We start from the raw sequence: 22,249 nt of genomic DNA, 5'->3' as shown, positions 1-22,249 counted from the left end.
CCCCCCCCCACGACGCTCGCGAAAGAGCCGTCAGCGCTCGTCGCGTTCGATCAAGCGTGGCGAGGCGTGACCGCGTATAGCGCGATGATCACGGTCTTCGAACAAAAAGGTTCCCAAACTCAAAACATGACCTTCGACTACCGCTTCACGAAACCGTCGAATTTGGCGCTTCGCGTCGTCGCCGGCGCGAACAAGGGCGCGACGCTCGCGTGGAGCGGCGGCAAGACGGTTGTGGTCAGACGCGGCTCGGGTTTCTTGTCGCTCTTCAGGCGGACGGTTCCGCTGAACGACCCGCTCGTCGAAACCATTCGTGGCTCGACGATCAATCAGCTGAGTTTCGGGGCGATCCTCGCACACAGCGGCCAGCCCGGCTCACTTTCAGAGACGCAGGGAGAAGTGATCGACGGAGTGGCGACCGAGTCGGTGACGCTCGTCCCGTCGAGTCCGCTGGCCGACGCTGATCTCACCCGCGAAGTGATCGAGATCTCGACGGCGACGCACTTCCCTTTGCGCATCCTAGGGTATGAAGGCCCGACGCTCGTCCGCAAGATCGACATCGCCGAAGTTCACTTCGTCCACTAACACCGCTCCGCCGTTCACCGCCCTGACACGAGCCGGCCGCCGCGGACCGTCGCGCCGATGACGATCCCTGCGCTGATGAGCACGATATTCTTGATGATGTACTGGCCCTCGAGCGTCGGTGCGAACGGGATCACCGAGAACGTCTCTTTGGGGAAGAAGAAGAGCGGCAGCAGCGTGCCGATCATCTGCGCGTAGAGAAGCAGAAGTGTCAATCGCGGCACGGCACCGGTCAGCAGGCCGACGCCGATGAGGCATTCCCAGACAGCCAATATCGGCAAACTCACGCTCGGACCGATATGCCCGAATGACAACACTCCGATCGTCTTACCGGCCAGAGTCTCCGCCGGGCTCATGTGCGGGAAGAACTTCAGGGCTCCAAACCAGAGAAATACGATTCCCAGACTTACGCGCAATAGCGTCAATCCGGAGCGGGCCATCCATCGGGTGATCGCCGCGTCTGCGCGCTGGAAAAATCCCTTTGCCGCCTTCATACAGGTCAGGCGTTCGCCGCTCTCTGCACGATTTCCGCAGGGCCTCAGCCCGTCGCCTATCCAAGTGCGGCGCTATGAGAGGGCTTTCCATGTTCATGAAATCGCTCGTTCTCGCCGTGGCTTGCGTCGCCACGTATCACGCGGGAGCGCAGGCGCAGACGTTCGACGCATCGTTCGCGTTCGCGCAAGGCGGCAATTGGCTGCGCGAAACCGATACCTGGAAAGGCGGCGGCGATCAGGGGTTCATCACGCTTGATGCTGCCCGGCATCGCTGGACCGAGGTCGTCGTCGACAGCGGTCGCGGCACGACCGTGCTGCGCGGCACCGACACCGGCGCGTCGAAGCTTGACCTGCGCAGCGTGTATCCGGACTCTCGTCTCCATACCGTGATCGCGAAGGTCGACGCGACGCATTTCTCGGTCGCCGCCACGCAGGCCGGCGCTTTCGGCAACGTCTCATCGAACGACCTCTGCGTCAAGCAGCCCTGACGCGCCATAAAAGGCCGCGGCGGTCGACCATAAAGGTCGACCGCTCCCTTTTTCCATACGCGGCCTTGTCGGCGTCGATCGAGTTCCGCTTTAGATCTTTTGCGTGATCGTCAAGATGAACTCTTGGCTCCCGGGAATCGACCCGGGGATGTACGGGCTCGGGCCGTAGTTGACGAACGGGTCGCCGTCGAACGGATTCGACTCGAGGAACGTCGGGCGGTAGTTCGCGGTGAGGTTCTGGATCTGTACCCCGACGTTCGTCTGGTTGCTCAGATCGTAGTAGAGGTTCAAGTTGTAGAGCAGGGTGGAGCAGCACACCCGGCCGTCGGCGAACTGCGATTCACCCGGGTCGGGCGAGTTGGTCGGGATGATCGCGCCGCATTTCGGCTGGGTCGGATCCGGTGCCTCGCCCGGGCAGTTGGTGTTCGCGTAGGTGAACTTGCCGACCCCGTACGGATATCCGCCGATGTAGTTGATCACCGGATTGATCAGCCACCGGTTGTGGCGGATATTCATCACGAGATTCGCCGTGTTCGGCGGCACGAAACTCACCGGGAACAACGCCCCGGCGTACTTGGCGCCAAGCGGAACCGACTGGTTGTAGTCGCCCGGCACGACGGCGAGCGCCCGCATGTGGGTGTAGTTGATGAAGCCGGACACGCCGTTGCCGCTGTGGTTGAACTGCCACTCGCCTTCGAAACCGTTGACGAAGTACGGTCCGACGGCGGTCGGCAGCGCGGCCGGTTGGCCTGGGTTATGGAATGTCAGGACCAAGTTGTCAGACTTCCGGTAGAACGGCCCCGCTTTGATCGCCATGCCGTCGCCGAAGTCATGCTCTACCGAGAAGTCGTAGAGATGGCTTTGCGGCACGTCGGGCTCGGCTTCTCTCAGGACCGCGAGCCGATTCGACGGCGAGTAGTCGAAGAAGTTCGGATACCCGGTCAGGAACAGTTCGACGCGGCTGTCGTACGGCAGCTCGGCGAAATTGCCGTCGGATCCGCGAATGACCGTGCCCGGCGACAACGTGTAGGTGAAGCTGCCCCGTAGCTGGTTCACTCCATCGGTGAACGTCGGCGCAGCGACGCGGTAATAGGTCCGCGTATCGCGCCGCCCGCTGATGTCGAGATCCAGCTTGTCGGTCGGCTTGAACGAATCGGAGATCCAATACGAACCGTCGCGGTTGTTCGTCGGTTCGACTTCGCCCACGCCGGACGACGGAAGCGCGATCGTCAAGTTGTTCGTGCTGTAGATCGACTGACCGCCGAACTTGATCAGGTTCTGCGCGTTCAGCTGACTGGTGTACTCGGCGAACAGTTCCTGTTGGTCGGAGTGGCGGTTCTCCCAGAGATCGTCAAACGACCCGTCGCCGAACGGGAACGAGAACGTGACGTACGAGCCGACGCGCGCGTAGTGCATCGACAGTGCCGAGCTGGGCCCGAAGTTGTGCGTCCAGCCGAGCTTGTCGATGAAATAACCCTGGTCGTCGTGATCGGTCATACCGGGCGTCGCCGACTCCGTGCACGACGATTGTCCGGGAAATAGGCCGATCCCATTGTTGCAGATGCCGCCTACAGCGTTCGGGCTCGTGGCGACCGCGCCGTCGGCGGGATTCATGCTGGGGAAGAACAGCGCCTGGAGCGTGTTGTTGTAGTGCTCGATGCCGGTCGTTCCCAGGTATTGGATGTCGTTGTCGTTGTTCGGTCCGAACCGGTAGTGCAGGTTGAGCACTTGGTCACGGCTGGGGCTGACGGCGCCGAGCTCCCCGATGGACGCCGTCTCGGCGGATTCCGGACCGGGATAGAACGTGTTGCGATTACCCCAATCGTAACCGGAGTTCCACGTCACCGCAGCCGCATACCAAGAGAAGCGTCCGTCGGGCGTCGCGCTGCCGTAGTCGAAGTTCAGGCCGTGATAGAACGTCGGGCCTTGTACGAGTGTCGTCACACTGCCGTGCGCGGGGTACGTGCCGACGCCGACGACGGTGTTGACGACGCCCGAGATCGAGTTGCCGCCGGACGCGTCGTACCCGCCGGTGCTGACCTGGATCCTCGAGATGCCGTCTTCCACGAGGTTCGTCGCGAACGTACCCGTGACGGGCTCAACGGTCGTGAGTCCGTCGTATTCGTAACCGACTTCTTCGAGACGACCGCCACGGATGTGCGCGGTGCCGCCCGAGTCCAACGTCACGCCCGGGAGCGTGCCGATGATGCCCGGCGTTTGGTACAGCGACATCGATCCACCCGAACCGTTCGTGGATGTTGCCGCAGCCGCGGTCAACACGTACTGGTCCGCCGTCACGTGCGGTTGGACGACGCTCGTCGCGCCGCGCACGGTGACGTGGCTGAGCACGGTCAGCTGCTTGGAAAGCGCGATGTTGACGACCGCGCTGTTGTTCTGGATGACGCTGTTGCCGTCCGACATCCCTGTTTGATAGCCGGCGGCAGATGCGGTCACGCGATACGTATCGGGGTACACGTTGACGACTGCGAAATCGCCTCTCGCGTCGGTCGTCGTGCGATACGTGCCCGACGGCGATACCGCCGTGATGCTGGCACCGGCGACTGCGGCGCCGGTAGCGGAGTCGGTGACTTTGCCTGTGATCTGTCCGGTCGAGCCAGCCAGTACCCTTGTTTCCTGGCCGAACACCAACCCCAGAACCAGCGCAACGCCTAAGACGCCGCGTAGGATCTTGCCGTTCATATGTCCTCCCATTTTTTTTGCCTAGTCGGGCCGTAGGGAACGGCCCGACTCGAGTCTAGCATCGCGTAACTCGTCTCGTCGCGGACGCTCGGACGTGCTCAAGCACATTCGGACGCGCTGGCATTTTCGTGACGCGCGCGCATTTGTCCGAAAATACTAACTCGGTCCGAACGTGCGCGACGCTCACCGCGCGTCGATGCTAGACTTCAATCGGATGGCAATCGCCGATCCAAGGAGGAAAACATGTCAAAGCATCGGCTCCTGGGCTTCGTGCTCGTGGTGTCGCTCGTGTTCTGCCAGGCAACGAAGACGCTGGCGGGAACGACCGGCAACATCAGCGGCGTCGTCACGGATGCAAGTGGTCAAGCGATCGCCGGAGCGGCTGTGTCGGGCACGTCGCCTTCACAGTCGGTCCGGGCGGTCACCGACGCAAAGGGATTCTTCGTCCTGTTGAATCTCTCGCCGGACACCTACGCCGTCACCGCGGTGAAGGACGGTTACGATCCCACCACCGAGTACGGACTTACAGTCTCCGCTGACCAGACGACGCGCGCCGACATCTCGCTGCGCCCGTCGGCCAAGGTCATCGGTCGCGTCACCGCGACGGCACAAACATCGGTCGTCAACAAAGCGGTCACCGGCGACCTTTATGCGGTCAACGCCACGTCCATCAACGGCTACCAGGGCAGCGCTGGCGGCGCCGAGACGCTCTATAGCCAAAATGGCGTCGTCGGCTCGCTGCCGGGCGTGGCTCGTCAAGGCGGCTCGGGCGGCGGCTACAACGGCCAGGGCACGCTGAGCTTGCGCGGAGGGTCGTTCGACCAAGTCGGGTTCGAGCTCGACGGCATTCCGCTCAATCGCGGTTTCGACCAGTACAACGCGACGTCGTTCTTGACCAACGGCCTCGCGAGCCTCGAGGTGTACACCGGCGGCGAACCCGCCGATGCAGGCCGCGCGATGTCGGGGTACATCAACCAGGTCATGCAGCGCGGCCGGTATCCGGGCGGTGCCGATGTCACGTTCGTGGGCGGCAACCCGACCTTCGACCACACGCTGCAAACGGACATCTATGGTGCGACGCCGGACGGCCACTTCAGCTACTACGTCTCGACGCTCGCCATCAACGCGGCGTATGACTTCAACAACCAGTCGAATAATCAAGGGCTGACATTCAACATCCCCGCCGGCGACGCGGGTTGCGCAGACTACAACCACATCGCGACCGGCGGTGGCTTCACCGGCGGAGCGATCCTCAATTGCGCGCAGTCGAACTCGCTGCGTGCGGAGATCTCGCAAGGGTTATACAACAACAATCCGTATGCGGACGAGCGCGACACCGTCGGCAACTTCCACTGGCTGTTCTCGCACAACGGCCTGCAGGACGATCTGCAAGCGCTCTACGTCGTCGGCATGACGATATCTCCGAACTATGACGCATACGGCGGCGGCGCAAAAGTCGACCCGGCGCTCTTCTGCGAAGAAGGCGCGTGCTCGATCGGCAACCCGAACCCGAACTCCATCGACTGGCCGACGGGCGCGGTCTATACGGGCGGCGTCGGCAAGCCGTACGATCCTTCGAAGTTCCTCGCACTGACGTGGCCGACGGCAGGCGGCTCGCAAGGGCCGATCGCGGGTGGATTCACCGACAACCAAGCCACCCAGTACTCCATCGAGAAGCTCGGCTACACGCGTTCGTTGAGCTCCACCTCGTATCTGCGGTTGTACGGCTACAAGATGTATTCGTTCTGGACGCTGAACCAACCGACTGAAGGCATCGTCGGCGGCACGTTCTACCAGCTGCACGACAACGCCACCGGCATCACGTTGAACTACGAGAACCAACTCAGTCCTGCCAATCGCGTCGCGGTCGACGTCGACTACAGCAAAGACATCACCGACCGCAACAACTACGGCAACTACTTCGGCATGTCGGATACTGCTGGGGTGCCCGGTGGTCGGACCGAGTGCGGCAACCTCTCCACGGATACGCTCGTCGCCTGCAATCCGGGCGATACCGTAGTCGAGACCCGCGGCCCCTACAACTACCTGTCGACGACGACGCCGATCTTCGGCGACGTCGTGCTTGCCGACACCTATCGACCCTCGGAGAAGTGGACGTTCAACGTCGGCGGGCGCTTCGACCAGTTCAAGTTCGCGTTGATGCCGCTTCAGATCACCGGCGCGAACGGCCTCGCCATGCAGTCGGAGCTGCAAGACGGCGTTTGCCTCCACGGCTTCGCCTATCCGGTCGGCGACCCGTGCAACGGCTACCTCAACGTCCTCTCGACGACCGGCGGCGGATTGCCCGTGGACGCGCCCGGCAAGGCGAACTGGCAGAACGTCTCCGGCGATCTCACCTACAACGAGTTCAGCCCAAGATTCGGCATGACGTTCGCGATGTCGTCGCGCGACGTGATCCGAGCGTCGGTCGGACGATACGTCGAGGCGCCGAACTCCGCGTTCCTCGAGTACGAATCGCCGAGCGTGTGGGGTCCGGGCAACACGGTGCGCGCGTTGAACCGGTACTGGGATGGCCTTGGCTTCACGGCGCTGCATCCTGTGCAGCCGGAAGACAGCACCAACTACGACCTCTCGTTCGAGCACGACTTCGCGAACGGCCTGTCCGCCAAGATCACACCGTTCTACCGCAACACGCGCGGACAGATCCTGACATTGCCGGTGAACCCGGCGATTCCGACCTTCGTCACGGGCTACAACTACGGCGCGGCCCGCATCAGCGGCAGCGAGTTCTTGCTTCGCAAGAACCGCGGCGGCGAAGATGGTTTGTCATTGACGCTGTCTGCGACGTATACGAACTCGAAGATCCGCTACACGAAGGCGGGCAACGGATCGTCGTTCATCGACGTCCAGAACGCCGGCATAGCGGCCTACAACGCAGCGCATGGTACGAAGTATGCCTTGCTCGATCCGAACGGCTACTACTACCCGTCGTTCGTGCAAGCGCCGCTCGTCGCCACGCCGTCGTACGTCGTTCCGTTCGTCTCCACGCTGACGCTCGACGAGCGGACGCACGGCTTCGACATCATACCGACGTTCAATTACCAGTCGGGCGCGCCGTACGGCGACCCGTCGCTCTTCCCGGATCCGAGCGGCCTCTCGGCCGTAGGACCGGATCCGTACACGCACACATTCGACGCGCCGGGATCCCTCAAAGGCCCAGCGTTCTTGACGATGAACCTCGCGGTCGGTCACGATCTGGGGCAACGCACGAAGGCGACGTTGCTCGTGACGAACGTGTTCACGTCGATCCACAACCACGGTTATCCGTGGGAGCTCCCGACCAGCGATGGCGTGATCTCCTACTCAGATAACTACTTCTATCAACTGAGTCCGCTCGGCGCGCCCGCGCTCAGCGGGTTCCCGCAAAACCCGGCCTACTACGGCGACAACTACTACCCGTACGCGCCGTACGGGCTAGCATCTGCTCGCCAGTTCACGTTCAGCGTCTCGACGAAGCTCTAACGAGCGGGCAGCGTCGATTCCGGTCGAGCTAAAGCTCGACCGCTACAAGGGTCAGTCGAGAAATCGGCTGACCCTTAGCGCGAGTTGCGGACGACCTCGGTCGGAGTGACGCCCATGACGCGGCGCATGCAGCGCGCCATGTGACTCTGATCCGCGAAGCCGGCTTTGAGCGCCGCGGCGCTCAGCCGCAAGCGACCGCCGGATATCAGATCGACGGCGCGGTCGAGGCGCTGCCGGATGACGTATTGATGCACCGGGAGACCGGTGGTGCGCTTGAAAAGCGTCTTCAGATGCGACGCGCTCATGCCGGTGGCGGCGGCGATTTCGGCGACGGAAAGGTCCGCGGCCAGATGCGCGTCGATGAAGTCGACCGTCGTGCGCAGCTGGCGCCGGGTCAGACCGTTCTTCGGCAAGACATCAGCGGTGCGCGAATAGCGACACAGCAGCTGCGCTGCGATAGCGGTCCCTAAACCCTCGGCATACAGCCGCTCTCGCGGATCGCCGTTTTCCAACTCGGCCTTGAGGGCCCAACAGATGTGCTCTAATTTGGGATCGCGGATCTGGAGCTGAGGCGCGATCGATAAGGCGCTCATCGAGAGGCCCATCGCATCGGCCGTCGACTCGAGCAGCGTCGGCATCAGGCGGACGAGTAGGCTTGTCGATGGGCCGACTTCTTCCCACTGCGCCGGTTCTCCGAACGGGATGATGTCGATATCGCCGGGCGCATGGAAACCGCGATGCATGACGCCGTCGCGATGATAGACGCTCGTCACCGGATTGCCGACGTTCATGTAGACGCTGAAATGCAAGAAGCTTGGACGATGCTTGAAGAGTCCGCCGGACGTGTGGTGGATCGATGCCTGTAGACCAGCCCAGGTTCGTTTCTTGCTCGATGCGACGAGCGTGAGCTGCGTCGGTCGTGCATCGTCCGGTTGCGGTACTCGGTCTAACATGTCTCATGACGATTTGACTTTGTGCTTCGCGTGTCCTAAGGAGCGGCACTTTGTTGTCACTCGATCGCGTTTTGATAGACTCGCAAATAATCCCGAAGCTTGTCGGATTATCCGTGTCATCGTTGCGCCAAAGAAAAAAGCTCTTGTCGCCACAGCAAGATATAGCGACAAGAGCCGTCGGTTCAAGGGGCTAACCAGGAACCAACGCGATCATACTACGTGAACACGGACGATTCGATGACGTTCGGATGAGGTTCGATATAATCGGGCGGATATTCGATGTCAGGCTGATGACGCGTTCGCCTGCGCATCCCGCTGAGTACCTGAACGTGCGCGACGGGAGATGCCGACTCTGTTACGCTTCTGGTCGGCCTCCTCTTGAAGCGAGAAGGAAGCATGACGGGCGCCGGCTCGCACTCGGCGGCCGTCATGTTATTTTGCCTGCGATTAGCTACTTCGGACCGGGCGAGCCGTCGGACCAATGGGAAACCGGGATAGCGATCGTGAGCGGCTCGTATTGGCGATAATACGCTAAACTCGAGGGCCCAAGTATCGGCGAACCCTTGAAGCCTGCGGCCCACGTCGAGACCTGATCGTACGCGATAAACGGCATGACGTGCGGATGCCAAGGGCCGTCCGCACCGAGTAGGTAGCCGTCCTTCGACATCATCAGCGCGAACGAACCGGCAGCAGGGTCGGTGAACTTGTGGTCGGCGTAGGCGGCCTTCGACTTCGCGGCGATCTCTTCGCGCGTGGCACCCGCGATGGCCCACTGCGTTCGCGCGAGGTACTGCGGGAGCACGCTTTCTACGGCGGGAGGATTGAGGCACGCCGGCCCGAGACCACGCCAGTTCCAAAACTCGGGATCATCGAGACCCGCCGTCCACGAGCGCCCGACAAAACAGACCCAGCCGTTTGTGCCCTTTGCCGCTACGACGTAGCCGCTGCGGGTCAGCACGAGGACCTCGGCATCGGCCGAGACCGACGGCGGTGCTGCGGTGCGAGCCAATGCGATTTCGGCGGTAGCGCTGGGCATCAAGTACTTCGCGATCGGCGCCATCGCGCGATACGGATCGGCCTGCGACGCTTGACCGTGCGCAGCGGCGCCCGATGCGAGCAACGAGGCAAGAGCAAGAGCAACGTAAGCGACGTTCTTCATCGGGGTCTCCTCAAGGAATTAAGATCACATGATCGGTGCGGACGATCCATCTGACCAGTGCGACACGGGAACGAAAAAGAGCGCCCACGGCTGGGGCCAGACGAGGTGGCTGCTGTCGTACACGACCGGAGAGCCGACTCGGTCCGCACCCCAACTTTCTCCGGATCGCGCACCGAGGGTCCGAGGCGTGTAGACCATGATGTGCGAGTACCACGCCTTGACATGATCGTCGATGTATTGCTGCTTCGACATCATGTAGCCCATCGAGCCATTTTCAGGGACCGGCAACTGCTTGTCGGCGACGGCAGCCGTGAGCCGTTCGCGGATCGTCGCTTCGGTCGCGCCGGCGAGCGCCAGTCTCGTCGCAAATATCGAATATGGCAGCACGGTGCGCGAAGCTTGCGGATTGAAACAAATGGGCGTGCGAACTCTCGAGTTCCAGAAATTGTCGTCATCGAAGGCCTTGGTCCAAGAGCGGTCCACAAAACATGTGAAACCGTTCGAGCCTTTCGCAGCGGTTTCGTAGCCGTGCATGTCGAGCACCAAGACGGTCGCATGATCCGAGATCGCCTTAGGAGCGGCGCTACGTGCCAGGTCGATTTCGCTTTGGCGGTCCGCCATCAGGTATTGACTGACGGGAGCCATCGCTGGGTAGAGCGTCGGCTGTTGACCGGCTCGCGCCACGCTTGGGATCGCAGTGCTCAGAAATGCGAGCGACGCGAGCGCTGAAAACACGATGGTTCGACTAGCGTTCATAGTTCATCACCCGACGGATTAGCGGAAGTGGTCTGACTGCGGCGTTTGAGACCGGTCGCCACACTTACCTTTCACGTGTCGCAGCGTTGTCGCGATAGGACCGATCGTGCTGCGATGTGTCCGAGGGTGCTATTTTCGGCGTTCGGGACAGCCCGCGGGCTGTGGGCTTCTGCCCAGCGACCGATAACTACGGTGAGGGCTGAACATGCGCGTAAGCCTGAGCACCAAGACGCTCCTGCTGGTCTCCGTTCCGCTCGCATTCATACTCGTCACCAGCGGTGTGTTCCTGAGGCTCCAGCAAAGCACCGAATCCGCCGAGCGATGGGCATTGCACTCGGCGCTCGTGATTTCCGACGGCCAAGCGCTCCTCGCTTCTCTCGTTGACGCCGAAACCGGCGTGCGCGGCTACGTCGCTACGGGCGATTCGAACTTTCTCCAACCGTACGACCGGGCGGTAGCGACGATCCCGGCGAGCGCCGCGGACCTCGTCGACCTCGTCTCCGACAACCCGCACCAGGCCGCAACCGCTCAGCATCTCGCAGCGCTCTCCGCTTCGAACCTGCGATACCTCAGCTCGACGATCAATAGCATGAAAGCCGGACGACGTCAGGACGCTTCGAGCGCGCCGCATCTGCTCTCGGGCAAACGGCTCATGGACGCGCTCAGATCCACGACGGCCTCTTTCCTCAGCGAAGAGCAGCAGCTCGATGCGGATCGACGAGCCGAACTCGCGCAGACCTGGCGCCAGTTCGATGACGTCCTCTTGGTGACGATCGTTCTCGCCTTCGTCCTCACCGGCGCGATCGCGTTTGTCGCGAACCGCGGGTTGGTCAGCCGATTGTCGGAGCTGAAGAGCAAGACGGAATTCTTCGGCGTCCACGGCGAGCTGCGTCCGCCCATCCGAGGCGATGACGAGATAGCGCTAGTCGATCGGGAGTTCACGAAAATGGCGTCGGTGGTCGCCGACCGTCAGCGGGCGCTGCTGCATGCCCGCGATCAGGCGGCAGACGCCAATCGGCTCAAGTCGCAGTTCTTGGCGAACATGAGCCATGAGATCCGCACGCCGATGAACGGCATCATCGGCATGAGCGAGCTGCTTCTCGGGACCGATCTCGGCGACGAGCAGCGAGACTTCGCGCGCATCGTCCACGATTCTGCCCAAGCGCTGCTGGCTCTCATCAATCAGATACTCGATCTCTCGAAGCTCGAATCGGGCAAGGTCGAACTCGCGCTGCTCGACTTCTCGCCCGTCGCCGTCGTCGAGGATGTCGCCGAGCTGATGAAGTCGCGCGCACGCGACAAGGGCCTAACGCTGCGGACGTTCGTCGCTCCGGAAATTCCCACACGCTTGCGAGGCGATCCCGGCCGCCTACGACAGGTCCTTCTCAACTTGCTCGGCAACGCGGTCAAATTCACGGAGCGTGGCGGCATCGCCATCCACGCGGAGGTCGCTTCGCTCAACGATGCCTTCATGACCGTTCGCTTCAGCGTGACCGACACAGGCGTCGGTCTATCGCAAGAGGCGCGGGAGCTTATTTTCGAGCCTTTCACCCAGGCACACACGGCGCCGGCCGGTCCCGGCGGCACCGGCCTTGGGCTATCCATTTCGAAGCGGCTGGTCGAGCTCATGGACGGCGAGCTCGGCGTCACGAGCGCGCTCGGAAACGGCTCGACGTTCTGGTTCACGGCGCGCTTGGAACGTCTGACGTCCGAAGGCCAGCCCGTCACCGAAACCGTCTTGCACGGGCTTCGAGCGCTGGTCGTCGACGATGACCCCACCGATCGCGAGATCATACACCGCTACGTCGTCTCGTGGGGGGTCCGCAACGGGTCGACGCGCGATGCCGACGGTGCTCTCGCGATCTTGCGCAAAGCAGCGGCGACCGGCGATCCTTACGACGTGGCGATCGTCGACTTCGTGATGCCCGGTATGGATGGGCTCCAGCTCGCCCGCGCTATCGCCGACGAACCGTTGATCGCAAAGACTCGGATCATCCTCATAACGGCATATGATGCCGCCGAGATCCGGCGCGATGCTGCGCGCGTCGGAATCTCCGCATATCTGTCAAAGCCGATCCGTCAATCGCAGCTCTTCAATTGTCTAGCGGGCATCGCCGAAGCAGACCTCGCGGTGAATCGGCGCGTCGAGCCGGTGAACGGGGCAAAAGCGGGTACGATTCGGCTCGTAGAAACGACCGGCGGCCAGACCGGTCGAATACTGCTCGTCGAAGACAACCAAGTCAATCAGAACATAGCGCTGGCGCAATTGAACCGGCTCGGCTACGAGGCCGACGTCGCGGTGAATGGCCTTGAGGCGGTCGACGCATTTGCCCGCGGCACGTACGCCCTGATCCTGATGGATTGTCAAATGCCGACGATGGACGGCTTCGCCGCGACGAGCGCGATAAGGACGCTCGAGCAGCGAAAAGGGTACCGGACGCCGATCGTCGCGATGACGGCGAACGCGATGGAAGGCGACCGAGAGCACTGCCTTGCCCGCGGCATGGACGACTATTTGCCAAAACCGGTCCAGCTCGAAGCGATGCGTGCGTGTGTCGACCGATGGGTTTCGCAAGATCCGGTGCCACTGGGTGTGATGGCGGGCAATGGGCGAGCCGCCGAGAGTACCTCGTCAGGCGGACGCGGCTTCGACCAGGACCGGCTGCGCCAACTGTTCGGTACCGACCAGTCCGCCATGCGTGCAGCGCTCGAACTCGCACGATCGGATATTGACCGCATCGTCCGCGGTTTGGGTTTAGCGATCGACGCGCGCGATGCCGGCGGCGCGAAAGCGCTTGCCCACGAGTTGAAGGGCATGGCGGGGAACATCGGCGCCTCGACCGTCGCAGCGGTCGCAGCGCGCCTCGAATCGGCCACCGCTGCTGGAGACTGGCCGCAAGCCGAGGGTTTGACGAGCGAACTCGCCGCGGCGGCGGATCGTCTCCGATGAACGTCGTCATCGTCGACGATAGCGAACCGAACCTCCTCATCTACAAGGCGGTCGTCCGAAACCTGTCGGGTTGCATGCCGATCGCCTTCTCGTCGTCGGCGGAAGCGCTGAACTGGTGCCGAGCCAACGAAGCAGACGTTCTCATCGTCGACTACAACATGCCGTCGCCCGACGGATTGGAATTCATCCGCCTCTTCCGCGCGCTCCCCGGCAAGGGCGAAGTCCCGATCCTCATGATCACCGCTGAGACCGATAAGGCTCTACGCTACAAAGCTCTCGAGACCGGCGCCAGCGATTTCCTCACCAAGCCCGTCGATGCGATCGAATTCGCGGCGCGGACGAAGAACATGCTCGAGTTGCGACGCAGTCGACGAGATCTAGAAAGCCGCGCGGGTTGGCTCGCTGACGAAGTCCGCAAAGCCACCCAAGAGATCGCCACGCGCGAACGGGAGACGATCTGGCGTCTCGCCCGCGTCGCCGAATTCCGAGACGTCGCGACCGGCATGCACATCGTACGGATGGCGCAGTACTGCAGAGCTATCGCGAAAGCGGCCGGTCTCTCCGCCGACGATCAGGAGCAGCTGTTCCTCGCGTCGCCGATGCACGACATCGGCAAGGTAGCGATCCCCGATTCGATCCTGATGAAGCCCGGCAAGCTCACCGAAGCCGAGCACGCGACGATGAAGCAGCACACGGTCATAGGCCACAGGATCCTCAAGGACAGTCCGTCGGCACTGCTGCGAGGCGCCGCAGAAATCGCGCTCAGCCATCACGAACGGTACGATGGGTCCGGGTATCCATTCGGACTGAAGAAAGATGACATCCCGATCAGCGCGCGGATCTGCGCACTCAGCGATGTCTTCGACGCCCTGACGTCGGTACGGCCGTACAAGGAGGCGTGGCCGCTCGAAGACGCGACCGCCGAAGTCCGCGCGGGCGCCGGCACCCAGTTCGATCCGCGCATCGTCAACGCGTTCGATACGGCGCTGCCGGAAATCATCCGGCTGAAACGCGACTTCTCCGATAGCGCTCAGCGGGGACAAGCGGATCTGACGGATAGGGCGACCGGCTAGGTCGACGACAGTATAACCGACCTAGGGCGATAAGCGCGCCGTCCGCCCCGGGGAGCTGCTCGATTCGAGGCTTCGTCGCCCGCCGGTTTACCGACCGGCGAGGTGACATTTCTTTTCACGGACATCAAAGGCTCGACGCAGCGCTGGGAAGCGCATCCCGAAGCGATGAAAGCCGCGGTCGCGGCGTCTAAGGACTACGAGTTGAGGGCCGCTCGCAGGTCTCGAAGGGCAGCCCGGGATGACGAATTTCCGCCGAGTTTGACGCAGAGATCGAGCGCTCGAAGGTGGAGCAACGGGCCGGCGGCGCCACGCGAGAGCTCGACGGCCTCCTCGCTGTACGCGCGCGCCTCACGTTCGCGCCTCAGAGCGACAAGCGCGCTGGCTTCCGCAAACCTCGCACGGCCGAGAAGGCGCGGCCAATCGCGAACGCGGACGCCCGCCGAGTGAGCCATCACGGCAGAACGCCCCGGTCGCTCGAGCAAGGTCAAGGCTTCGGCCTCGGAGATCGCCAGCGCTTGTGAAATCGAGAAAGGATCGCAAGGCAGCGCGCGAGCGGCTTTGATCCATCCTAAGGCGGCATTCCCGTCTCGACGGTGGATGTCGATGCGCGCGAGGTTCGAGAAAACGATAAGGCGATCGAGAGCGCTCCCGAATAAGTCGATGAGCGCCCACGCCTCCAACGCGAAGTGTTTGGCCTCATCGAACCGACCCAACGTCAATAGGTGCGCCGACATCATCTGCATTCCGACGCGCAGGCTCCGAACATCCCCGTCGCGGCTGCCCGCTTCCACGATCTTGGCCACGTCCTCCAGAGCGCCAGAAACCTGGTCGGCGCGAAGCGCGCGGAGTCCCGAGGCCCGAATTGCGACATCGACTCCCAAACGCGTGCTGGTGAGCCTCTCGCGCGCGACGATCGACGACGCTTCATCGATAATAGCCAGCGAGCGCACGACATCGCCTTGTTCGAACAGGATCGAGCCCTCCGCGATCAGAGCTTTCACGAACGTCTCCGCGTAGCTGCGATCGCGCGAGTAATCGCGACGGAGGGCTTCGATCAGAAGGTTTCGGTCGGATACAGCCGCGGGGGTCCCTTGGCAGTGCGCAACCTCGAACTCCACGAGATCGCAGCCAGCACTCAAGATGTTCTTCAAGGGGCTATCAGCGATATCGGCGAGCAGAACCCGTGCCTGCTCAGTCGTCGCGCGGGCTTCCGCGAAAGACCCGAACTCTGTTTGCAACTCCGCGCATAGGCAAAGCGCGCGAATGGTCAGCCTTGGATCACTGCTGTCGCGAGCGAGGGTTAGCGCCACGTCGTACGCTCGTTCGAACTGGCCACTGTCGCGCAGCGCGCCGATCGCTAAGAATTTCGCCTCGTTTTCTGCTAGTCCGGTGAAGTCTCCATCGCCGCTGCTCCGCAGTGAGAGGCGGTCCTCAAGGGCGTCAGTAAATCGTTCTCGCGCTTCGCGGAGGTCACGGTAGAACTGGCTCCGCGAAAGGTTCATGCCGCGGGCAATGGCAGCGTGACTTTCGCGTTCGACGTCGCTTTTTCGAAGGACGGCAAAGCGGCGCCGCTGTTGGTCGGACTCGGAGCTTAGCTCGTCGAGGAGCGAGGTGACGATGCTCGGCAGCTGGTCCGCAAAGCTAACACGCCTCCGCAGATCTTGACGCGGCGCAACGTTGCCATCGGCTTCCATAACCAGAGGATGCCGCGCTAGGGCATGGCGATTGCGAACGTTATGCAGAAGCGTCACCGCCGCGCGCACCCGAATATCGCTCTCCCGCACCGCTGCCTTTGCCTCCGTCATATGAGACCGTCAAGAGGGAGAGCGGGTTTCTCGGCGGCGTTCGCAACGACCCGCCGAATTTGCGACAAAGACGGGACTTACTGGGCTGGGAAGAGCATCGCAGAAGTTAAACGCTAGGACTCGGATCTAACCGCGCTAGCATTCCACAGGAGCTTTGCATCATGCGTTCGCTAAGAGTAGTCCGACTCGCGGTGGCCGGTTTTTTCCTGATTGCGTCGTTAAGCGCTTGTGCCGCCTACCAGCCGATAAGCACCGAACGCATTGCCGCGAACTATCGGTCGATGATCGCGCCCAACGGCGCGCGCTCCGTGCTTCCCGAAGGATTCAAGCCCAACGCGACCCGACCCGCGTGGATGAAGTCGCCGCCGATACAGGATGAGACCGCAGGCCCCGCGCACATCGCGGTCGCGCAATTCGGCGGCTCGAGCGTCCTTTGGTTCCTCCTCAACAACAGAAATAATAACCCTCCGATCGATTGTGAGCCGGCCTCGTCCACGAATGGTATCGCTATCGATCGCGCCGGGAACCTCTGGGTGCCGGATGGACGCGCGAATACGACGACCGAATACGGCCCCGGCTGCGGTGGTGCAAAACTCACGATTCCGGACCCGACAGGTGAACCGGCCGACGTCGGGTTCGACGGCAAGAACCGCGTTTATATACTTAACCTGAACAATCAAAGCGGACCACCGACCGTCGAATATTACAACAACACAACTGGCGCTCAGCTCGGCACGCTCAGCGATCCCTCCTTCAACGTCCTTTTCGGGATCGGCACCGACCGCCTGGGCAACGTCTTCGTGTCGAACCTTACGACGAATAACGACGGAATCGTCATCGAATTTCCGCACGGAAAAATGCCCGGCACTCAGCTCTCTGGCATTAACCTGGGACTACCGGGTGCGCCGACATTCGATAGCGCGAACAACTTGATCATCGCCGATTGGCTACGTAACACGATCGATGTGTTCTCGCCGCCGTATACCGGGTCGCCGACGACGGCGCAACTTATGGGAGCATCGATCTGGTGCAAACTCAACCGTTATCAGACCCATCTGTTCTGCGGCGACGCCGGCAACGGATCGATCGACGTGTATGCCTATCCCGGAGATGCGTACAAGTATAGCTATACGTCAGGCTTATCGCCCGATGCGCTCGTGACGGGCGTTGCGCCGGCACCCGCAGGTGCCTACGGCATCTAGTTTCCGGTTTGAGGAGAATGAGGAAACGGCAGCGGGCCGAGCGATGCGCTCGGCCCGTTTTTGTGGTTCGACTTTCGTGACGCCTTACTGCAGCTGCAGCGGGTCGGTCAGCTCGAGCGACACCGGCGTTCCGGACGGCACCGTCATGTTGGCCTTGCTGTTCGAGGTCAACAGATAGCCGCCGACCGCACCGATGAGGCCGCCTTGGTTGCTGTCCATCGACTTGCCGATCCAGTTGCCGAGCAGCATGCCGCCGAGGGTCCCCGCCGCTTCCTTCGCGATCATCGATCCCTGCGTGGGGTCAACCTTGAGCACCCTGGCCGCGATCGGCTGCGGGTCCGCGCTGTTCGCCAGCGCGATGGAGTCGACCGCGATCTGCACGGACGGGTTCGTCCCCTGAGCTGCGCCTTGTGCCTCGATCACCTTGCCGTAGATCGTTGCGCCGGCGAGCGCCGACGGCGTGTCTTGCGCGTTCTGCGGCACCGTCAGGGTGATCGGCTGACCGATGTACGCGCTGGCGGTGTTGAGCGCGGTATCGAGCGTCGCGTTGATGATTGATCCGCTCGGGATCGGCGGCTTGGCGGCGGCGATATCGATCGCGCCAGTCTGGCTGTTGTAGTCCACGTTGGCGCCTAACGATTCGGACACGAAGCGGAGCGGCACCATCGCGACGGAACCCTCGAGGAATGGTGCAGCGTCGAGGAACACCTGCCGTCCGTCCACGACGGCTTGATTGGAGCCGATCTTCACCTGAATGGTGTTCGTGCCGGCGGTGGCGTTGATCGTACCGTTGTCGTAGGCGACCCCCGCGCTAAGACCCTGGAAGATCGAGCGCATCGGAACGAAGATCCGGCCGCCGCGCTGGATCGGCGCCTGCGAGAGCGCGAGGTTCAGCCCGTTGAGGACGACCCGATACGACGCCGCCGAGGCCGGCATCAAATACGCGTTCCAAACGATCGCAAGACCGCACACGAACGTGGTCAGCCTGCGGAGCCGCGATGGGTATGTAGGGGTGAACATGATGGTCCTCGCTTTGTCGGGCGTCGAGAGCAAATCGCTTCTATGATTGATTACGCGGGCGTTCGCGCAATCGTTAGCGCCGGATATGAGAGGATGGAGAGGAAGGCTTGAATGCTTAGAAATTCCCAAGAAATCACGAGCGGGCTGATGAACCTCAGCCCCCAAGTCATCAGCTTCGTAACCAAAGAGGGCTAGCGATATGAGCGAAGATCTCAACATCGACCGCCGCAGATTCTTTGGCAAAGCGGCCATGGCCGTCATCGCCGCCGAGCTCGGAATGATGAACCCCACGATCGCGCAATCGAGCGGTGAAGATACGGTAAGCCTAACACCGACGGATTCCAAGAATACGTCCTTTGCATCCCTCAAGCAGGTCAACGCCGGCGTTCTCAACATCGGGTACGCCGAAGATGGGCCGGCCGACGGGCAGCCTGTGATTCTGCTGCACGGTTGGCCGTTCGACATCCACGCCTTCGTCGACGTCGCTCCGCTTCTGGCGAAGGCGGGATATCGCGTGATCGTCCCCTACCAACGCGGCTACGGCTCGACGACGTTCCTCTCTGCCGACACGTTCCGCAACGCTCAGCAGTCGATCTGCGGTGAAGATGTCGTCAACCTGATGGACGCGCTCAAGATCAAGAAGGCGATCATCGGCGGCTTTGATATCGGATCGCGAACGGCGGCCGTCGTAGGAATCCTCTGGCCCGACCGCGCCAAAGCGTTGGTCCTCGTCAGCGGCTATCTGATCGCCAACGTTCCGGCCAATAGGCTCCCGGCATCGCCGAAAGCTGAATACGCCTTTTGGTATCAGTGGTATTTCTCGACGCAACGTGGGCTATTGGGTTACACAAAATACACGGACGATTTCAATCGGCTCATTTGGACGATTCAATCACCCAAATGGCAGTTCAGCGATGCGACGTACGATCGCACGGCGGCGTCGTACAAGAATCCCGATCATGTGGCGATCGTCATACACAACTACCGTTGGCGCATCGGCCTTGCGGCGGGTGATGCGAAATACGACGGTTTGGAGAGCAAGCTGTTCGCTGGTCCTGCCATCGATCTCCCTACGATCACGATCGCAAGCGATTTCGACGGCGCGAATGCCAGCGGTGCTGCGTACCGGAGTAAATTCACGGGCGAGTATTCACACCGTATCCTCGCCGGCATCGGGCACGATGTGCCACAGGAGGCACCGCAAGCGTTTGCCGACGCGATCATCGCGGCTGCCGGCATGAGTAAGTAGCGATCGCGCGACGAGGTTCGCGGGGTAAGTCAGTGTTCGAGTTTCAAAGAGCTTTGCGAAAGGTGATGTTTCGGTCGATCTCTTCAAAGCCGAGTGCGTGGTGCGCGGATGCGCTCGCATCATTCGTGAGCAGGCAGTCGGAGGCGATCTCGCGATAGCCGTTCGCGCGCGACCAAGCCTCCGCCGACCGCATGAGCGCTCGCCCGACGCCGATGCCGCGCCGGTCGGCGGCCACATACCACCCCTCGACGTAGGGCACGGGCGAACTCGTGCAGCCATCGGCATGCGATCGGAGCGAGAGTTCGAGCATGCCGATCGGCGCGCCGTCAGGTCCCTCGCAAATGAAAACCCGTTCGAGCATCGTCGGCGAATCGAAGTGAGCGACGGCCTCCGCTTTCAATTCGTCGACGTCGGCATCGGGCCAGAGTGACGCCCGCATCGCGGCCCATGCGATCGCGTCGTCTTTCGTCACCTCGCGGACGTTGATCAAGTCACGGCGTGTCTTTCCACCCGGTCTCCACAACTTTGCCGCAGTTCGAGCACCCTCCACTCTCGTACCGCTTATGCTTGGCTGTTATCGCGAGTGCCTCGGTCGGTTCAACGACGCAACCATAATTGCTGCCGGGCTTGAAGTGATAACCTTTCTTCGTCAGATACGCGTAAAAACGATCGAGGACGGATTCGTCGACTAGGTACCCACCACTTGGCAAGTACTTCACCGGACGGGTGGTCTGGAATACGCCCGTGATATACGTGTTGATCCCTGCACCGCCTGATGTCGAGCACGCGATGAAGGGTCCGCCACTAGCAACGGAGGTCATCGGGACTAACAGTGCGGCCGCGACGCACATCGAGAGAGATAGCGGCACAAGGTACGAGCGAGCGGAGATTTTTCGCAAGGCATTCGTCTCCAACAGCTCAGGCACCCGTTACTTCGTCAGCCCGTCGTTAAATCCGATGTCGGCGTGCGAGCCGTCGCAAAACGGCTTGTTCTGCGATGCACCGCACCGGCAGAGCGTCACGCGGTTGCGTATCTCGTACTGCTGACCATCGGCGCTCTCCACTCTCACGCCTCCACGTACCCAAAGCGGCCCGCTGCACTGCATCGCGGGATCTTCGACCAGCGAAATCGACGGTGTCAGCTGCGGTTCGACGACCTCACCCGTATCGCGATCTCGGACGACTAGCCGCCCCGAAGGGCAATGCGTCGCCTCGTGCGAGACGATGCGTCGTACTTCTTTGTCGTCCGTCCGCTCGATCAGCGTCCAGATAGTTCCCGCGTTGTCGCAAAAGCGGGCGTACGCGCAAAGCGGGCGATCGTCGTAGAGCGTCATCGTCGGTCCGTCAGTCGCCTCGGCCTCGCGTTCGAACGGCTCGCGCGAGGCAGTTTCGGTTCCGTCAAAGCCGACGCGTTTGTGGGATCCGTCGCAAAACGGCTTGTTCGTCGACTGCCCACAGCGGCACAACGCGTACTGCTCGGGTGCTTTTACGGCCGGACCTGTGTCCCAAGTCCAAGAGCCGCCCTCGCTATTCGTGCCGATCGTTTCAATCCCAAGCGGAAGTCCGCCGTAGACGAGGTACGGTCCATCCTTTGAGACCTTGATGTTGGCCTGGTCGTCCATCTCACATTTTTCCGCAGGTCGACTATTTGACCTCAGCTCGGGTCTCACCGCGAGCTTTATAGATCTCCCAATGCCTTTCGGCGATGACGGCAGGATCGACGAGGTCGGCGTTGGTCGAACCGGTGGTGTTTATCGCGCGGTATACCATGACCTCACCGACGTACACGCCTTCGCCTTTTAGCCGCTGCTCGAGCAATCCGACCACTTTATGTTTCGCCGCACTCGAAAGCGCGAGGCCCATGACATGCAGATTGATGACGGCCTCGTCTACCTGAGGCGATACCAGGCCGAATGCACCGTTCGACACGAGCACAGCGCCCTCGCCGTTTCGTTTCAGATCGGGAAGCGCTTCGTCCGTAGCCGCGATCAACCCGAATACTGCCACATCGAACACTTTGTCTAACGTCGCTTGGTCGGCGGCAAACACGTCGCTCACGTCCACGCCACCATACGCGTTCCAGTGTAGAATGGTGATCGGCCCCACTTCAGACCGCACCTTGCGGACGGCCGCACGGATCGACGCCGGATCTCCGGCGTCAGCGGTAACCGCGAGCGCATTGATATTCTTGGCCTTGAGGGCCGAGACGCCCGCGTTGAGTCGATTCTCATCGCGCCCGATGAGAGCGACCGAAAATCCCTCTCCACCGAATTTCTCCGCCAGCTTGACGCCGGTGCCGGGGCCATAGCCCACGAGCATGCTGACTTTAGGCAACTCC

General features: G+C 61.9%; 18 protein-coding genes. 7 read left to right on the top strand and 11 right to left on the bottom strand.

Translation table 11 applies throughout. The features are described from left to right. A partial coding sequence (locus tag VFO25_14185; protein ID HET9344052.1) for a hypothetical protein occupies positions 1-582 on the top strand: 582 nt, incomplete at its 5' end. A 14-nt stretch (positions 583-596) separates the two neighbouring features. Here the strand turns inward: VFO25_14185 and VFO25_14180 are convergent. Beyond that, positions 597-1,073: a DoxX family protein gene (locus VFO25_14180; GenBank protein HET9344051.1), complete on the bottom strand. Its 477-nt coding sequence runs from the start codon at positions 1,071-1,073 to the stop codon at positions 597-599. 95 nt (positions 1,074-1,168) lie between these two features. On the opposite strand from VFO25_14180, the gene VFO25_14175 reads away from it, so the two are divergent. After that, positions 1,169-1,561, top strand: a complete 393-nt coding sequence (locus tag VFO25_14175) for a hypothetical protein (GenBank protein ID HET9344050.1) — start codon at positions 1,169-1,171, stop codon at positions 1,559-1,561. A gap of 90 nt (positions 1,562-1,651) precedes the next feature. Here the strand turns inward: VFO25_14175 and VFO25_14170 are convergent, their stop codons facing one another. Then, on the bottom strand, positions 1,652-4,261 hold the full coding sequence (locus VFO25_14170) for a TonB-dependent receptor (protein ID HET9344049.1): 2,610 nt from the start codon (positions 4,259-4,261) through the stop codon (positions 1,652-1,654). Positions 4,262-4,504: 243 nt separating this feature from the next. On the opposite strand from VFO25_14170, the gene VFO25_14165 reads away from it, so the two are divergent. Continuing rightward, positions 4,505-7,744, top strand: coding sequence for a TonB-dependent receptor (locus VFO25_14165; protein ID HET9344048.1), 3,240 nt, complete (start codon positions 4,505-4,507; stop codon positions 7,742-7,744). A gap of 74 nt (positions 7,745-7,818) precedes the next feature. Here the strand turns inward: VFO25_14165 and VFO25_14160 are convergent, their stop codons facing one another. The 3 genes from VFO25_14160 to VFO25_14150 form a co-directional block, all read right to left on the bottom strand. Continuing rightward, positions 7,819-8,697 carry an AraC family transcriptional regulator gene (locus VFO25_14160; GenBank protein ID HET9344047.1) on the bottom strand — a complete coding sequence of 293 codons (879 nt, stop codon included), beginning with the start codon at positions 8,695-8,697 and terminating at the stop codon, positions 7,819-7,821. Positions 8,698-9,148: 451 nt separating this feature from the next. Beyond that, entirely contained in the window at positions 9,149-9,856 is a 708-nt protein-coding gene (locus tag VFO25_14155) for a hypothetical protein (GenBank protein ID HET9344046.1), read from the bottom strand. Between the two features lie 24 nt (positions 9,857-9,880). Next, complete coding sequence (locus tag VFO25_14150) at positions 9,881-10,612, bottom strand: hypothetical protein (protein ID HET9344045.1); 732 nt, start codon at positions 10,610-10,612, stop codon at positions 9,881-9,883. A 205-nt stretch (positions 10,613-10,817) separates the two neighbouring features. Between VFO25_14150 and VFO25_14145 the strand changes: the two genes are divergently transcribed. Then, positions 10,818-13,562, top strand: a complete 2,745-nt coding sequence (locus VFO25_14145) for a response regulator (protein HET9344044.1) — start codon at positions 10,818-10,820, stop codon at positions 13,560-13,562. Further along, positions 13,559-14,635 (top strand): HD domain-containing phosphohydrolase, encoded by a 1,077-nt coding sequence (locus VFO25_14140; GenBank protein HET9344043.1) that lies wholly within the window; start codon positions 13,559-13,561, stop codon positions 14,633-14,635. The genes VFO25_14145 and VFO25_14140 overlap by 4 nt, the downstream gene beginning before the upstream one ends. A gap of 194 nt (positions 14,636-14,829) precedes the next feature. Here VFO25_14140 and VFO25_14135 read toward each other — a convergent pair whose 3' ends face one another. Further along, on the bottom strand, positions 14,830-16,440 hold the full coding sequence (locus VFO25_14135) for a hypothetical protein (protein HET9344042.1): 1,611 nt from the start codon (positions 16,438-16,440) through the stop codon (positions 14,830-14,832). Positions 16,441-16,721: 281 nt separating this feature from the next. Here VFO25_14135 and VFO25_14130 point away from each other — a divergent pair, with 281 nt between their 5' ends. Then, positions 16,722-17,642, top strand: coding sequence for a hypothetical protein (locus tag VFO25_14130; GenBank protein HET9344041.1), 921 nt, complete (start codon positions 16,722-16,724; stop codon positions 17,640-17,642). Positions 17,643-17,726: 84 nt separating this feature from the next. Here the strand turns inward: VFO25_14130 and VFO25_14125 are convergent, their stop codons facing one another. Further along, positions 17,727-18,662: a stalk domain-containing protein gene (locus VFO25_14125; GenBank protein ID HET9344040.1), complete on the bottom strand. Its 936-nt coding sequence runs from the start codon at positions 18,660-18,662 to the stop codon at positions 17,727-17,729. 199 nt (positions 18,663-18,861) lie between these two features. Between VFO25_14125 and VFO25_14120 the strand changes: the two genes are divergently transcribed. Then, positions 18,862-19,911 carry an alpha/beta hydrolase gene (locus tag VFO25_14120; protein HET9344039.1) on the top strand — a complete coding sequence of 350 codons (1,050 nt, stop codon included), beginning with the start codon at positions 18,862-18,864 and terminating at the stop codon, positions 19,909-19,911. Between the two features lie 43 nt (positions 19,912-19,954). On the opposite strand, the gene VFO25_14115 is transcribed toward VFO25_14120, so the two are convergent. The 4 genes from VFO25_14115 to VFO25_14100 are packed head-to-tail and all read right to left on the bottom strand — an operon-like array spanning position 19,955 to position 22,245. Next, positions 19,955-20,401 carry a GNAT family N-acetyltransferase gene (locus VFO25_14115; protein ID HET9344038.1) on the bottom strand — a complete coding sequence of 149 codons (447 nt, stop codon included), beginning with the start codon at positions 20,399-20,401 and terminating at the stop codon, positions 19,955-19,957. Position 20,402: 1 nt separating this feature from the next. Further along, the gene (locus VFO25_14110) at positions 20,403-20,837 is read right to left on the bottom strand and encodes a hypothetical protein (GenBank protein HET9344037.1); all 435 of its coding nucleotides are present in this window, start codon (positions 20,835-20,837) and stop codon (positions 20,403-20,405) included. Positions 20,838-20,840: 3 nt separating this feature from the next. Continuing rightward, on the bottom strand, positions 20,841-21,533 hold the full coding sequence (locus tag VFO25_14105; GenBank protein HET9344036.1) for a CDGSH iron-sulfur domain-containing protein: 693 nt from the start codon (positions 21,531-21,533) through the stop codon (positions 20,841-20,843). Between the two features lie 22 nt (positions 21,534-21,555). Further along, a complete protein-coding gene (locus tag VFO25_14100; protein ID HET9344035.1) occupies positions 21,556-22,245 on the bottom strand; it encodes an SDR family NAD(P)-dependent oxidoreductase in 690 nt (229 codons plus the stop codon). Positions 22,246-22,249 lie beyond the last annotated feature (4 nt).

Source organism: Candidatus Eremiobacteraceae bacterium, from assembly GCA_035710745.1.
Taxonomy (GTDB): domain Bacteria; phylum Vulcanimicrobiota; class Vulcanimicrobiia; order Eremiobacterales; family Eremiobacteraceae; genus JANWLL01.
This window is presented reverse-complemented; position numbering and strand designations above follow the sequence as displayed.